At 38.2% G+C, this 13,837-nt stretch carries 16 protein-coding genes; 3 read left to right on the plus strand and 13 right to left on the minus strand.

The window, feature by feature from the left end:
* Positions 1-104: 104 nt before the first annotated feature.
* A complete protein-coding gene (locus WAE64_RS17195; RefSeq protein WP_340238692.1) occupies positions 105-1,271 on the plus strand; it encodes an NRAMP family divalent metal transporter in 1,167 nt (388 codons plus the stop codon).
* A gap of 294 nt (positions 1,272-1,565) precedes the next feature.
* Here WAE64_RS17195 and WAE64_RS17200 read toward each other — a convergent pair whose 3' ends face one another.
* The 7 genes from WAE64_RS17200 to WAE64_RS17230 form a co-directional block, all read right to left on the minus strand.
* Complete coding sequence (locus tag WAE64_RS17200) at positions 1,566-1,850, minus strand: rhodanese-like domain-containing protein (RefSeq protein ID WP_340238694.1); 285 nt, start codon at positions 1,848-1,850, stop codon at positions 1,566-1,568.
* Positions 1,851-1,857: 7 nt separating this feature from the next.
* Complete coding sequence (locus WAE64_RS17205; protein ID WP_340238695.1) at positions 1,858-2,790, minus strand: RpnC/YadD family protein; 933 nt, start codon at positions 2,788-2,790, stop codon at positions 1,858-1,860.
* Positions 2,783-4,402, minus strand: a complete 1,620-nt coding sequence (locus WAE64_RS17210) for an ABC-F family ATP-binding cassette domain-containing protein (protein ID WP_340238697.1) — start codon at positions 4,400-4,402, stop codon at positions 2,783-2,785. The genes WAE64_RS17205 and WAE64_RS17210 overlap by 8 nt, the downstream gene beginning before the upstream one ends.
* Positions 4,403-4,480: 78 nt before the next feature.
* Complete coding sequence (gene radC / locus WAE64_RS17215) at positions 4,481-5,161, minus strand: RadC family protein (protein WP_340238698.1); 681 nt, start codon at positions 5,159-5,161, stop codon at positions 4,481-4,483.
* Between the two features lie 108 nt (positions 5,162-5,269).
* A complete protein-coding gene (gene rpsT / locus WAE64_RS17220) occupies positions 5,270-5,524 on the minus strand; it encodes a 30S ribosomal protein S20 (RefSeq protein ID WP_340238700.1) in 255 nt (84 codons plus the stop codon).
* Between the two features lie 204 nt (positions 5,525-5,728).
* Positions 5,729-6,142 (minus strand): Dabb family protein, encoded by a 414-nt coding sequence (locus WAE64_RS17225; protein ID WP_340238702.1) that lies wholly within the window; start codon positions 6,140-6,142, stop codon positions 5,729-5,731.
* Positions 6,143-6,491: 349 nt separating this feature from the next.
* Positions 6,492-7,475 (minus strand): alpha/beta fold hydrolase, encoded by a 984-nt coding sequence (locus tag WAE64_RS17230; RefSeq protein WP_340238704.1) that lies wholly within the window; start codon positions 7,473-7,475, stop codon positions 6,492-6,494.
* A gap of 168 nt (positions 7,476-7,643) precedes the next feature.
* On the opposite strand from WAE64_RS17230, the gene WAE64_RS17235 reads away from it, so the two are divergent.
* Positions 7,644-8,570 carry a zinc dependent phospholipase C family protein gene (locus WAE64_RS17235; protein WP_340238878.1) on the plus strand — a complete coding sequence of 309 codons (927 nt, stop codon included), beginning with the start codon at positions 7,644-7,646 and terminating at the stop codon, positions 8,568-8,570.
* Between the two features lie 66 nt (positions 8,571-8,636).
* Here WAE64_RS17235 and WAE64_RS17240 read toward each other — a convergent pair whose 3' ends face one another.
* The 4 genes from WAE64_RS17240 to WAE64_RS17255 all read right to left on the minus strand — a co-directional run bounded on the left by WAE64_RS17240 (position 8,637) and on the right by WAE64_RS17255 (position 12,031).
* On the minus strand, positions 8,637-9,821 hold the full coding sequence (locus WAE64_RS17240) for an acyltransferase family protein (RefSeq protein WP_340238706.1): 1,185 nt from the start codon (positions 9,819-9,821) through the stop codon (positions 8,637-8,639).
* A gap of 74 nt (positions 9,822-9,895) precedes the next feature.
* The gene (locus WAE64_RS17245; protein WP_340238708.1) at positions 9,896-10,666 is read right to left on the minus strand and encodes a TIGR02757 family protein; all 771 of its coding nucleotides are present in this window, start codon (positions 10,664-10,666) and stop codon (positions 9,896-9,898) included.
* A gap of 57 nt (positions 10,667-10,723) precedes the next feature.
* Entirely contained in the window at positions 10,724-10,918 is a 195-nt protein-coding gene (locus tag WAE64_RS17250; RefSeq protein ID WP_340238709.1) for a hypothetical protein, read from the minus strand.
* Between the two features lie 27 nt (positions 10,919-10,945).
* The gene (locus tag WAE64_RS17255) at positions 10,946-12,031 is read right to left on the minus strand and encodes a septal ring lytic transglycosylase RlpA family protein (protein WP_340238711.1); all 1,086 of its coding nucleotides are present in this window, start codon (positions 12,029-12,031) and stop codon (positions 10,946-10,948) included.
* Positions 12,032-12,137: 106 nt separating this feature from the next.
* On the opposite strand from WAE64_RS17255, the gene kdsB reads away from it, so the two are divergent.
* Entirely contained in the window at positions 12,138-12,872 is a 735-nt protein-coding gene (gene kdsB / locus WAE64_RS17260; RefSeq protein ID WP_340238713.1) for a 3-deoxy-manno-octulosonate cytidylyltransferase, read from the plus strand.
* Positions 12,873-12,930: 58 nt separating this feature from the next.
* On the opposite strand, the gene WAE64_RS17265 is transcribed toward kdsB, so the two are convergent.
* Both WAE64_RS17265 and WAE64_RS17270 read right to left on the minus strand, forming a co-directional pair.
* The gene (locus WAE64_RS17265; protein ID WP_340238715.1) at positions 12,931-13,266 is read right to left on the minus strand and encodes a transmembrane 220 family protein; all 336 of its coding nucleotides are present in this window, start codon (positions 13,264-13,266) and stop codon (positions 12,931-12,933) included.
* 193 nt (positions 13,267-13,459) lie between these two features.
* Positions 13,460-13,837, minus strand: coding sequence for a hypothetical protein (locus WAE64_RS17270; protein ID WP_340238717.1), 378 nt, complete (start codon positions 13,835-13,837; stop codon positions 13,460-13,462).

Raw genomic sequence — 13,837 nt, forward strand, 5'->3', positions numbered from 1 at the left:
GTAAAGGCCTGTTTGAATTATTATTCTGTTGCAAAAAGCTACCAAAAGATACTACTGAACAGAGAATAGTTTTAAACAGGCTTTCGCTATAGAACTATCCGATAATGCAAAAAAACACCTACAAAGGAGCTATTACAGGGGCAGCCTTTCTGATGGCTACCTCAGCAATAGGGCCGGGCTTCCTTACTCAAACAACCGTTTTTACAGGGCAACTGTTTGCGAGTTTTGGCTTTGTTATTTTGTTATCAATTCTGCTGGATATTGCCGCACAGCTTAATATCTGGCGAGTGTTAGCCGTAAGTAATAAAAGAGCGCAGGATTTAGCTAACGACTTACTGCCCGGCCTAGGCTATCTGCTGGCTTTTTTGATTGTAATAGGAGGCTTGGCTTTTAATATTGGCAATGTAGCAGGTGCAGGTTTAGGTCTTGAGGTACTTTTCGGAGTAGATGTAAAAATAGGGGCTATCATAAGTGCTGTAATAGCCATTGGTATTTTCGTTTCGAAAGAAGCAGGAAAGGTGATGGATAACTTTGCCAAGATTTTAGGCTTTGTAATGATTATCCTGATTTTATATGTGGTATTTGTTGCAAAACCTCCTGTTTTTGATGCTATACATCACACATTTATACCACAAAAATTTGATGCCTTAGCTACTATTACACTTGTTGGGGGTACGGTAGGGGGGTATATCACGTTTGCAGGGGTGCATCGGTTGATAGATGCCGGTGTGGGCGGGCAGGAGAATCTGCCACAAATAAATAAGAGTGCTACCAGAGGTATTCTGGTAACTGCCATTGTGCGTTATCTGCTGTTTCTGGCCTCTTTAGGTGTAGTTGCAACCGGTTTTAGCTTGAACCAAAACAATCCTGCGGGGTCAGTGTTTCAGAGTGCAGCAGGAAATATAGGATACAAAATTTTTGGAATTGTTATCTGGTGTGCGGCTATTACTTCGGTTGTAGGGGCTGCCTATACATCAGTTTCATTTTTGCGCACTTTTCACCCGGTCTTCGAAAAATTTCATCGCTCAATTATTATCGGCTTCATTGTTTTTTCAAGTATTGTTTTTGTACTGATTGGCAAACCTGTAAAAACACTGGTGTGGGTTGGTACGCTCAATGGTTTTATTTTACCTATTGGTTTGGCTATCATTCTATTAGCGAGCAGAAACGCAAGATTAATGGGCACATATAAGCACGCTGTTTTTCTGCAAATAATAGGCTGGCTGGTTGTATTTGCTATGTTTGCGATGGCAATTAAAGCGTTTTTATAAAAACAAATAAGGGCTGTTTATGAGAAGAGTAATTTAATTTTTTGGTTTTTTTACGGCCATTATCTCCTGCGTATAGGTTTTTGTTGTATTTTTGTGAGGTCGAAACTTAAAACTCAAACGATTATGTTCGGTTATCAATATCCAACTTGGCTTGCTCTAGTATTTTTTGTTGTTCTGTTAGTTTTTTCTTACGGTGTTGGCAAATGGTTGAATAAAAAAGAAAGAGACTATTAATAGTTTTAAGCCTATAAATAAAAATCAATAAACAGTTTCTGAATTGTTTATTGATTTTTATCAGAAAATTCCTTCTTCAAGGTGTAAAATATCTTTGGCTGGTAGTTTCTTTGTAAGCAACCTGGCTACGATACTACTCCGTGTTCCATTTGAACAAGCAACCACAATTGTATCATAATTACTTAACTCTTCCAGTCGTTCAGTGATTTCGTGTGGCGGAATATTAATGCCCCCTATATTAAAATCAGCGAATTCCCACACCTCCCGTACATCTAACAATAGCGTTTTTGGTTTGGTTAGAATATCTTTAAGGTCTTGCTGTGATATTTCAGTGAAATCGGCCAATGTTAATCTATTTTGTTTCTGATTCTTTCTTTACTTTTTCAACAAACGCCAAAGACACGCCTGCCAGTTGAGCAATTTTTTCTGAATTGAACTCAGTTTCTTTTAAAAGGGCAATTACAAAAGACTCTTTTTGCAATTCTATACCTTCTTCGAGACCTATTTTCTTACCCTCCTCAGTTGCTCTATTTATTAAAAATTCTTCAATTCCCATAGTCTTAGATTTACCTGTGAGTAATTCAATTTCTTTATCAAATCTAATAATAGTTTCTTCGTTATCAAAACGAATATGATATTTCAGAAAGTTCATTAAAGCCCTTATCTTTTCTTTTGAAAATTGTTTTTGTAAAAGAGTTTTTGCTAAATCAACCTTTAATTGAAATACTTCGAGCTCGTTTATTCTTTTACTTTTAAGAGCAGCTTTAACTGCGAGAATAACAATGGCAAAAGGATTATTGCTAGTCACTAACTCTTGTTCGCTTTGCTCAGCTATTGTATAAGTGTTATACTTATAACTTATACTTGTGCCTAAAAAAGATTTTTCAAATTTATTGGGATAGTGTTTCAGATTATCATCTGTGAAGATAGCAAATGCTGTGATTGGCTTGTTGTATTTATCAAAAATACGATAGTAGTAAGTGAACATTCGTTCAGCGAAGAGCTTATCTTTATATCCTTGTACTTCTATATGTACCAGAATCCACTCTTCTCGGCCATCTTTCATAAATACCTTTACTAGCTTGTCAACATATTTGGGTGCAAAACTGTCGTTTTGCGGAGGGAAAAGTTGTTCGAGTTCCTTGTCCAGAAACTCGAACCCTTTTTCCATTGCAAAAAGCTCATCAGCCTGATGAAAAAAGAATCTTAGAAAATCATCAAAGACGTCTTCTATGATTGCTTTCCATAGAGAATCATCTGGCTTAAACCATCTCTGCTTAGGCATATAATGCGTCTCTTTGAGATTTTACTTTTTCGTTGGTCAGATAATCATCAAAATCCATTAGTTTATCTAAGCAGCCATTAGGCGTCAATTCTATTACACGTGTAGCTACTGTTTGAGTTAACTGGTGGTCATGACAAGTGAAGAGAATATTGCTCGGGAAATCTTCCATACCTTTGTTAAGTGCCTGAATCGATTCCAAATCTAAGTGGTTGGTTGGTTCGTCAAAAAGCAATACGTTAGCTCCTGAAAGCATCATTCTTGAGAACATACAACGTTGTTTTTCTCCTCCTGATAGTACCGTACATTTTTTCAAAGCCTCTTCGCCGGAGAATAACATTCTACCCAAGAAACCTCTGATAAACGTCTCGTCTTTTTCGGTAGAATACTGGCGTAACCAATCAACAAGGTCAAGGCTGCCATCAGAGAAATATTTAGCGTTGTCGTTAGGCAAATAGCTGTTTGTGATAGTAACACCCCATTTGAACGTACCGCTTGACGCCTGTCTTTCTCCCATCAGTATATCAAATAGTGCTGTTACTGCCAAACCATCTTTGCTTAAGAACGCAACTTTTTCATTGCGACCTACCTGAAAGCTTAGATTTTTGAATAGATAAGTACCATCTTCTAGTTTATAGCTCAGGTTTTCTACCAATAAAATCTGGTCGCCTACTTCACGCTCAGGTTTAAAACCAATATATGGGTACTTACGAGACGATGGCTGGATTTGCTCAATGTTCAGTTTCTCAATCATTTTCTGACGAGCAGTCGCTTGTTTCGACTTAGCTACGTTAGCAGAGAAACGACGAATAAATTCTTCCAACTCTTTCTTTTTCTCCTCAGCTTTTTTGTTCTGGTCAGCTTTTTGGCGGGCAGCTAACTGGCTAGATTCATACCAGAAAGAGTAGTTACCACCATAAAGTGTGATTTTCTTGAAGTCAAGGTCGGCAATGTAGGTACAAACGTTATCTAAGAAGTGACGGTCGTGAGAAACTACAATAACTGTATTTTTGAAGTTCATCAGGAAGTTCTCCAACCACAAAATAGACTCAATATCTAAGTTGTTGGTAGGCTCATCTAATAACAAAATATCAGGATTACCAAATAAGGCCTGCGCCAATAACACCTTCACTTTGTCGGAAGGGTTCATATCGGCCATTATGGTATAATGTAAGTCTTCTTTAATACCTAAACCAGATAATAACGAAGCTGCATCCGATTCTGCCTCCCAACCATTCATTTCAGCAAACTCAGACTCTAGTTCTGCCGCACGATTTCCGTCTTCTTCCGAAAAATCAGGTTTTTCATAGATAGCATCTTTTTCCTGAATGATTTCGTAAAGGCGTTCGTTGCCTCTGATAACTGTGTTCAATACGCTTTCGTTGTCAAAAGCATTCTGGTTTTGTTTTAAAACCGACATCCTTTCGCCCGGATCCATACTTACGTTACCTGAAGTAGGCTCCAGGTCACCTGCAAGTATTTTTACAAAAGTCGATTTTCCTGCTCCGTTAGCGCCAATAAGGCCATAAACGTTGCCAGGAGTGAATTTTAAATTAACTTCTTCGAAAAGCGTACGTTTACCAAAACGAAGCGAAATGTTTGAAACTGTTAGCATTTATATCAAAAGAATTTATAATGTCGAATATAATTAGATATGTACTTTATAAAGAACAACAAATTGAAAGATAAAATTCTAGAGGATTCCCTGGTCAGCAAAACTGTAATAGCCATTATCGCCGAAAATCAAATGGTCGAGTATCGGAATATCCAACAAGCGCCCGGCTTCTTTTACCTTTTTTGTAAGGTCTTTATCAGCTTGGCTAGGTGTCAGGTTTCCAGACGGATGATTATGCACTAAAATAATGGCAGAAGCTAAGTATTCAATGGCACTCTTGAAAATTATCTTAGGGTCGGCAACGGTACCAGCTACGCCTCCGATACTTACCTGAAACGGCCTGATTACCTCATTGGCCCGATTAAGCAATAAAATCCAGAATTGCTCATGCGATAAGTCCATCAAGTAGGGTCTTATGGCATGATAAGCATCTGACGATGAAGTTACCTTGGCTTTTTTCAGCACATCGCTTTCTTTTCGTCTGCGGCCTAGTTCAAGTGCTGCGGCTATCGAAATGGCTTTTGCGTCGCCAACGCCTTTAAACTTCATCAGGTCGTTGATACTGAGTTTTGCCAGTTCGTTCAGGTTATTGCCAACGCTCTGTAGTATCAGCTTTGATAAATCAACGGCTGATAGCTCTCGGGTACCCGAGCCAATCAGTATTGCAATTAATTCGGCGTCAGAGAGTGCTGCTCTTCCTTTGAGCATTAGTTTTTCTCTCGGACGGTCTTCTTCAGCCCAGGAAAGAATCTTGTTCATGAATTCTGGTGAGGTTGTAGCTTTGTATCGTTTGAAATTTTTAACAATACTAAACAAAAAATGCCCACGGAGGCGTTTCCATGAGCAAAATATTGTATCTCACACCGATTATGCTAAAGAGCTGATGTGTTTCGCTAAACCAGATTTCAAGTTTGCTGCTTTGTTTTTGTGGATAACGTTCTTACGAGCTAATTTATCCAACATAGAAGCGGCTGTTTTAAACAACTCTGTTGCTGCTACTTTATCTGTAAGAGCACGTAGTTTTCTTACAACTGTACGAGTTGATTTGTGTTGGTAACGATTTCTCAAACGCTTTGTCTCGTTCGCTCTGATACGTTTTAATGCCGACTTATGATTTGCCATTTTATTTTAATAATTTGTCTGTTCCTGTTATAGAATCTCAATTGAGGGTGCAAAAATAGCTATTTTCTTAATAAGTACAAAACACAAGGATAAAAAATATCGTATTGAGTATATGTTTTTGTGCCTTTAATAAGATAGATGATAAAAAAAGCACGCGTTTTTGCGTGCTTTTTCCTGATATTTCTTTGATAACAGAGCTAAAAATTATTTTATCTCTGAGTTAATAACCAAAACTTTTTCCCAATTAGCTTCATTCGATTTCTCGAATGCTTCATATTGAGCACTCTTACGGAATTTCTCCATTTCGGCATCAGTTCTGAAAGTAAGATAATGCATTACATCATACTCTGCTTCTGAACCATTTTCTGAAATGGTATTTCCGGCTGAATAACTAACTATTTCAGGCAGGTCGCGTTTCAAGCCTTGAAACTGCACTAGGTGATTTTTTATTGCCTCTGCTGATGTGCCTTGTTTAAATTTGAAACAAACAATGCTTTGTTTCTGGGCTTTAGGTGGCGAGTAGGCCGAACCATAAGCTACCATTAAAAAAGCAAAAACGCCTAAAGCAATTGCTGGCAATAAATATCTCAATAACGATTTTTTTTGTGTATGACTCATTATGTTTTTTCCGAATAATATTTTGTATTACACTACAAATATAACGCAAAATATTTTAAATCGTTGCATTTTTTCAAGAAAAAATTTTATTGATTTTATATTTTTTTAATTATCCAGAATAATATTTTGTTTTTGGTCGGTATTTCAGAATGCGAAAAAAAACATATAAATAAGAAAATATAGATAGTAGGGGCGATTTTAGAATAGTTGGCGTATAAAAAATAAAAAACTCAAAAAAGTACGTTTCAAATTTGAGTTTTTTAATAAAAAAAATATGTTTTTATGTTTTTTTAGGTTGAAAATTAAGGTTTTTGAAGAATATTGAAAGTAAAAATAAAATTTTGATACTTTATAGGAACGCTGAAACCGCTTTTTTGACTTTATCGCTCTCGCAACCCGTCGCTAAGTGCCCGCAGTCGCTGGTAAGCTGTACATATTTTGTATTTACTACCTTGGCAAAATCCATTGCAGACTGTGGATTCACCATGCCATCTCTTGTTGCTACAATTACCAACATTTTGGCTTTAATGTACTCGGGCATTTCAGCTAGCGATTTCCCTGAGGTTTTATAAATATCTTGCGAGAGCATAGCTTTTATCTGGCATATCCAGTTTTCGGGGTTATTATTCGTTACATAATCATCGCCCGCCTTTTGTATTTTTGCGTAAGCATTTTCGGCTTGTTCGGTACGTATGTAAAAATCAGGCGTTGCCAGATTAAGGTTATGTACAGTAGCCACTTGGCGCATGGCGTTTTTTCGGGCTGCCGGATTTTTCCCTGCTTGCTCAATAATATTCCACTCGGTTTTCCAGAGTAGTATGTCATAATAAGATTGTTTGGGTGTTCCAACAATCGGGATAGCCTTCTCCATAAAATCAGGATAAGCCACCAGCCATTCAAAAGTTTGCATACCGCCCATCGAAATACCCATTATAGCATATAAGTGATTAATGTGTAATTTTTGAGTTAACAAGGCATATTCTGAATTTACCATGTCTCGTATTGTAATATCAGGGAACGCAGGCGTATTAGAAGGAGATGAGGATACGCCGTTACCCAAAGCATCAACTAAAATCAAGTAAAACTTAGTGGTATCAATCATGGTTCCGGCATTGCTTACCAGATTTTCGCTTTTACCACCAAACCATGTCGGAAACAAAATGGCATTGCTTTTTTCGGCATTCAACTCCCCAAAAGTGCGGTAAGCAAGTTTACAGTTCTGGATAGTTTTACCCCCTTGTGTTTTAAACGAACCAATATTAGCAAACTTGAGGCTATTTTGTGCCATTAATTGGCTTGCACAAAAACAAAAGAGAAACAGAAGTCTTTTCATTTTGATGAAATAGGTATAATATTAGGGGAATAATTTAAACTAATGCGAATGAAGCAAATTATACAACTTTTTGCAAGACTTGCCACGAATTTAAGCCTCTCCTTAGCTGCACTTGTGCTCTTGATTACCATAAGCGCATTTACATTGAGAAAAGACAATTCAAAAAAGATGAGAAGCATCTGGGGGTTTTTTGCCCATAAACAAATCAACCGATTAGCAGTGTTTACCTTGCCGCCTGAAATGTTTGGCTTTTATAAGAAGAACATCGATTATATTACCGAAAACGCCATTAATGCCGACCAAAGGCGCTATGCGGTTAAAGAAGAAGCACCAAAGCATTTTATTGACCTCGATAATTATTCCGACTCTGTTAGATTAAATCTAAGTACTTTTTCATGGAAAGAGGCTACTGAGAAAATAGGGGAGAATACACTCTATGCGCATGGTATTGTGCCGTGGCATATCAATGCCGTGAAATATCAACTAACAGAAGCGTTTAAAAAAAGAGACATCAGGCGTATTCTGAGTCTGTCGGCTGATATAGGTCATTATATTGCTGATGCGCACGTGCCATTGCATACTACTAAGAATTATAATGGTCAACTAAGTAATCAGGTTGGGATTCATGGTTTTTGGGAGAGTCGTTTGCCCGAAATATTTGCCGGAAATTATGATTTCTTCGTCGGGCAAGCCTCTTATGAAGAGTTTCCTCAGAAAAGAGCGTGGCAAACAGTAATGCAGGCGAATGCGGCATTAGATTCAGTACTGACCTTTGAAAAAGAATTGAGCAGCCAGTTTTCGGAGGATAAAAAATACAGTTTTGAAGAAGTAAACGGGAGCACTACAAGAGTGTATTCTAAAGATTTTTCTACCGAATACCACCAGATGCTTAAAAACCAAGTGGAGCGGCAAATGCGAGCTTCGGTAAAAATGATTGGCGATATGTGGTTTACTTGCTGGGTAGATGCCGGACAGCCCGATTTATCAAACCTGAAAAAATATGAACCAGCCAAAGAGGAAGTTGAACAAGAAAAGAACGAGAAACTTTTATGGCTAAAAAGAATATTTGAGGTAAGAAATGAAAGCGATAATTAATTAAATGTAAAATGGGGTTGCTCAAAGTTTTAGACTCTTAGTAACCCCGTCTTTAAGATAAAGAATTTATATTCTGATAAATAACTTCTTATTATACATCCATTTCAGTATCATCCAATCAATGAGTAGTACCAATACACCATGTACTAAGGTTTGGTAAGGCTCGCCGAAAATAGCTGCATAATTTTGCCCCAGATGTATTTTTAATGATTTAGATACGTAAGAGTTAAGCGCATCGGCAATGAAATAGGCTGCAATCGAATTCATGCCTATCACGGTCAGGACAAAGAACCAATTGCGTTTTTGTAGTACATCTACTACCCAATAGAAAAACGCTAAGAACAGAAAACACCAGCCACCGCTAAAGATAACCCAAGTAGGTGTCCAGATTCGTTTTACATTCGGGCAAATACCTGACCAGTTAAGTAATAAACCTAAAATCAGCCCCGAAACGCCCATAATCACAAATATTTTGATTTTTTCTTGCTGAGTTTTGTCTGATTTAAGGAAGTTTCCGGCAATTAAACCTAGTAGCATTGTGCCTAAGGTCGGTATAAAACTTAGGGTTGCATAGCCACCACCATTATATAAGAAAGGCTCTTCTCTCGGAAAGAGATTCAGAAACCAGCGGTCGAAAGCCCAGGCAAGGTTGGTGTTTTTGTTCCAATGTGCAGCAAAGCCTGTCAGGTTATGTTCCCAGTCTTTAATGGCTCCGGCATTGGTATAATCAAAATTGGCACCAGGAAGCGGATAAAGTGCAAAAGCTGCCCAATAGCCTATTAAAATAAGCACCAATGCGCCAATCTGAACACGCTGTGAGGCAAAGCCTAATAAAAACAAGAACGGATACCCCAAGCCTATCTGTGTTAGTGTATCTTCAAATGTAAAATTGGTTTGCTCTGCCCATTGAGAACGCAAAAATATACCCAAAAGAATTAATATCAGCGAGCGCCACAAGGCGTGGCGGAAGGTCTTCCAGAAACTGCTTTCTTTGGTTAGCCTGCTGGCAATAGAATAGGGGAGAACAACGCCTACCAGAAACGAGAACGAGGGTTGAATGAGGTCGTGCAGGGCGCAGCCTACCCAACTGACGTGGTCTTGGTGGTGAGCTAGAAATTGCCAGAAGGAGCTGTTGGGCAAAGATTCAGAAACTTTGTGTAAACGTAAAACTTCGGCTATCATGAGCAGCATTACAAAGCCACGGTAGACATCGGCCGATGCCAGGCGATTAGGGGTAGTAGGGGTGGTCATACGATAGTGGTTGAAATAGGAAGGTAAAAATAGAAATTTCTTCTTTAAATCAACCTTACAAGACTGTTTTATTCTTACATATACCCTTCTACACCTAAGCCAAACAAGGCAAAATCGTATTTTACAGGGTCTGTTGGGTCTAGTTGTTTCAGATTATCCGTTAGTTCTACAGCCATTTGCCAATCAGTTTTCGGGCGGCTTATGAGGCCAAGTTTGCGGCCTACTCTTTCTACGTGTACATCGCAAGGGCAAACCAATTGGGCAGGAGAAATATTCTGCCAGATACCAAAATCAACGCCTTTGTCGTCTTTACGCACCATCCAGCGCAAAAACATATTGATACGTTTGCATGAAGAGTTTCGGGCTGGGGTGGCAATGTGTTTTCTGGTGCGAACCGGATAATCTTCTAAACTGAAAAATATTTGCTGAAAATTCTCCAATGCAGTTTTAGTATTGACCGATTCGGTAGTTAGCCCATTAGTAAATGCTTCTTCTAAAGATTCATGTTTGGCATAAAAATCTTTAAAGAACTCGATGAAATAAAGTGTATCGGTGTTATTAAATGTGCGATGCTTGAACGAAAGAAAACGTTTCAGGTCGGTATCCTGATGATTTTTGATGAAATCATACGGTGCGCCATCCATCAACTGCACCAACTCATTACATTTATTGATAATGGTTTTGCGCTGCCCCCAGGCTAAGGTGGCAGCTATAAACCCCATAATTTCTATATCTTGTTTAAGCGTAAACTGATGAGGAATACTTACGGGGTCGTTGGCAATAAAATTGGGCTGGTTAAACTGCTCATACTTTTCGTTGAGCAGATTCAGAATATAGTCAGACATGAATAAACAAAACCACTACTCTGATTTATATCAGAGATTTAGTAAAAGCAGAGAAAATTATTTTTTTATTAATCTTAAAAAAAACACAAAAACGCTCGAAATAGCCGAAAAAACTGCTACAATACCCGTAAATAAAAGACCGAATGCAGTAATGATAGGGTACATAATAGCAAAAAAAACGGTCCAGACTTTATCTTTTACGGCAGTTTCTGCTGGTTTTGGGGTATTATCTTTTAGTTGATCAGAGGGCATGAAAAAAATATGATTTGTGTACTCTTCTTATAAAGCATAACTCAAAGAAGCACGAATTCGTTTATCTTTTGGTTGTAATTTTTCAAAAGCCTTTGGCGAAATCTTAATAATAACATCGCTTGAGCCCGATAATTTACCAATTACTTTTACCCAAACACTTTGTCCGTTGGCATCGTTGGCAATTTTAATAAGCGTGCCTACGGGTGCTGTGCGGTGCAAGGCCAGGTATTTGTTGGTGCTACCTCCGGCATCTATTACCTCGGCAATGCCTTGTTCGCTATATTTTTTACCGGTAGGGGCATTAGGCACAGGTGTTTGCGGTTTGTTGTCGACAGGTTTTGTAACCACAGTAGTTGCTTTTGGTTTTTCAGCGTCTCCGGCTGGGCCAGAGGCCGATACAGGCTTAGGTTTATTGCTAACAACTGCAGGAGACGTTTTAGGCTTAATAACTTCTTTTTTCTCTTCTTTAGGTGCTGTCGCTATCATATTGGCAGGTTTTTCAACCACTAATACCTGATTAATTTTCAGAATATCAGAAGAGAGTTTATTCCATTCACGCAATTGCCACACCTTTACCTTATATTTGGTTGCAATGGCAAATAGTCTGTCGCCCGAAACAACAGTATGTGTTTTTAGCTTTGTCTCTTTCGTGTCGTTAGCATTTTCTGCTACAGCATTTTTAAGGCTATCGTCTTTATGGATCGGTAAAGCCTCTTTAGGCGTTGCTTCCGGAATATCAATTATCTCAATTCCGTTTTCGTCTACTATTCCTCTTGGTCGGGTTGTATCAGGGGCAGGTTGTTGTACCTCTGCCACTTTGGGGCGAGGTATGCTCTTACTTCTGGTGTTAAGAGGCACGCTGATTACCTGGTCGCTAGCCATGATAGCATCTTTTTTAAACTCAGGATTTGCCGCATAAAATTCTTTATCAGTAGAATTATAGCGTTTAAGAATCGAGTACAAAGTCTCGCCTTGTTCTATTTTATGTAGAACAAACAACTTACCGTTTTTTTTCTCAATTCCTATCGAATCAATAGGTGTTGGGAGTGAATTACTGAATGATTCTGTCAGGTAAAGCACTAGAAAAGCCGTAGTAAAAAAGTATCTTAACATGGTAGTCAAGCGATTGGATTTAACGCAAATTTAATGATTCTGCGAGAGATTAACGCATATATTTTTTTTTTCGTGTAAATTCGCCCCGAATAAAACATTGAAACCTATGAAAATTCTCGGAATTATACCGGCAAGATATGCTTCTAGTCGTTTTCCTGGCAAACCTTTGGTAGAAATCAACGGTAAAAGTATGATTCAGCGTGTGTATGAACAGGCATTAAAAGCCAAAAGTTTACAAAGAGTTGTGGTAGCAACAGATGATGCCAGAATATTGAATCATGTTTTAGAATTTGGTGGCGATGCGGTGATGACTTCGAGCAATCACCCAACAGGTACCGACCGTTGTTTTGAGGCGCTCGAAAAGGCCGGTGGTGTAACTAAGTATGATTACGCCATTAATATTCAAGGCGATGAACCTTTTATTGACCCTGACACAATAGACCAGATTGCAAGTTTACTAGACTTCAAAACAGAAATTGCAACGGCTGTTAAGAAAATTAAGGATTATGAAACCCTACGTGACCCCAACGTAGTGAAAGCTGTGCTTACAATCCGTAAACAATGCTTGTATTTCAGTCGCCAGATAATACCTTTTGTGCGTGGCTACGAGCCCGATGAATGGCTAGAACACGCCGATTTTTATAAGCACGTTGGCATTTATGCCTATCGTAGTGATGTTCTTGAGCAAATTTCGCACATGCCTACTTCTCCGTTAGAAAATACCGAAAAACTCGAACAGCTTCGTTGGTTAGGTTATGGGTATAAAATTTACGCTATTGTAACCAACTACGAAAGTTTTGGAATAGACACCAAAGAAGATCTTGAAAAGATAAATCTTTAGCTTATACTTATGGCGTAGCTTTTGTAAGCTACGCCATAAGTATAACAACAAACTTTTGCTACTTAAATAAATTGCATACCCATATTGCAATTGCGCAAATACCTAAGCCTAGCGATTCTCTTCCCAACTCAATATTGATTGTTTTCATCCCCATCTGGTTAAGTTTTACGCCTTCCCACTCTGGTGGAAACTGATTTATGGCCCACATCAAATACAGTAAGCCAATTGTAAAGTACATTACTTGCTCGCCCTTGCCTTGTAGTTTGCGGTAACATAAAAATACCGGAATCAGGTAAGTGGGTATCCATACGTATGGGTCGGGGTCGTTATACTGTACAATTGCAGCATACACAAACATGGCCATAAAAAGCCACATAATACTTTTTTTTATCATTGGTAGAAAGAATTAAGGTCAGGATTGGCTCATCAAAACAACTTAAAAAATCATTTACAGTCAAGTTAAAGTGCTGATAACTTTTTTGGAAAAGTGTGTAACGTAGGTAAAATATCGGCAATCAGGCTACAAAAAATAAAAAAAGTCTGATAGCAACCTCGTGTTATCAGACTTTTTGAAAAGGCATAAAACCTTAATTCACTAATGTAATATTTGTATTTTTGATAGGTACATTGTCAGAGTACAAAGTTGCTATAATATTTACAGGTAAATCTTTTACTGCAATTTCAATAGAGCCTTGCTGTTGGTTTAAACTTACTTTTTTCAATACTATATCTGCTTTAGGGTGAAACAGTACAATTTCGCCTGATGTTTTGCCAACGGGCAGTGTATATTTCAGTGTGAAAGAAGCATCTGTTTTAAGTGCTGTGTCTTCCTTCAAAGAGGCTTCTTGCATTGTAGTGGCAGAAGTAATTCTTTGTGCGGCTGTTCGGCCATTCTCATCAATGCTTTGGCAAAAAGCAGACAAGCTAAGAAACGATAATATGATAAGCGTATAGATAGTTTTCAT

The organism is Emticicia soli (assembly GCF_037860775.1).
Lineage (GTDB): Bacteria > Bacteroidota > Bacteroidia > Cytophagales > Spirosomataceae > Emticicia > Emticicia soli.

Coding starts and splice junctions, on each gene's coding strand:
- WAE64_RS17195 (WP_340238692.1), top strand. CDS start 105: ATGCAAAAAAACACCTACAAAGGAGCTATTACAGGGGCAGCCTTTCTG.
- WAE64_RS17205 (WP_340238695.1), bottom strand. CDS start 2,790: ATGCCTAAGCAGAGATGGTTTAAGCCAGATGATTCTCTATGGAAAGCA.
- WAE64_RS17210 (WP_340238697.1), bottom strand. CDS start 4,402: ATGCTAACAGTTTCAAACATTTCGCTTCGTTTTGGTAAACGTACGCTT.
- radC (WP_340238698.1), bottom strand. CDS start 5,161: ATGAACAAGATTCTTTCCTGGGCTGAAGAAGACCGTCCGAGAGAAAAA.
- rpsT (WP_340238700.1), bottom strand. CDS start 5,524: ATGGCAAATCATAAGTCGGCATTAAAACGTATCAGAGCGAACGAGACA.
- WAE64_RS17225 (WP_340238702.1), bottom strand. CDS start 6,142: ATGAGTCATACACAAAAAAAATCGTTATTGAGATATTTATTGCCAGCA.
- WAE64_RS17230 (WP_340238704.1), bottom strand. CDS start 7,475: ATGAAAAGACTTCTGTTTCTCTTTTGTTTTTGTGCAAGCCAATTAATG.
- WAE64_RS17235 (WP_340238878.1), top strand. CDS start 7,644: ATGAGAAGCATCTGGGGGTTTTTTGCCCATAAACAAATCAACCGATTA.
- WAE64_RS17240 (WP_340238706.1), bottom strand. CDS start 9,821: ATGACCACCCCTACTACCCCTAATCGCCTGGCATCGGCCGATGTCTAC.
- WAE64_RS17245 (WP_340238708.1), bottom strand. CDS start 10,666: ATGTCTGACTATATTCTGAATCTGCTCAACGAAAAGTATGAGCAGTTT.
- WAE64_RS17250 (WP_340238709.1), bottom strand. CDS start 10,918: ATGCCCTCTGATCAACTAAAAGATAATACCCCAAAACCAGCAGAAACT.
- WAE64_RS17255 (WP_340238711.1), bottom strand. CDS start 12,031: ATGTTAAGATACTTTTTTACTACGGCTTTTCTAGTGCTTTACCTGACA.
- kdsB (WP_340238713.1), top strand. CDS start 12,138: ATGAAAATTCTCGGAATTATACCGGCAAGATATGCTTCTAGTCGTTTT.
- WAE64_RS17265 (WP_340238715.1), bottom strand. CDS start 13,266: ATGATAAAAAAAAGTATTATGTGGCTTTTTATGGCCATGTTTGTGTAT.
- WAE64_RS17270 (WP_340238717.1), bottom strand. CDS start 13,837: ATGAAAACTATCTATACGCTTATCATATTATCGTTTCTTAGCTTGTCT.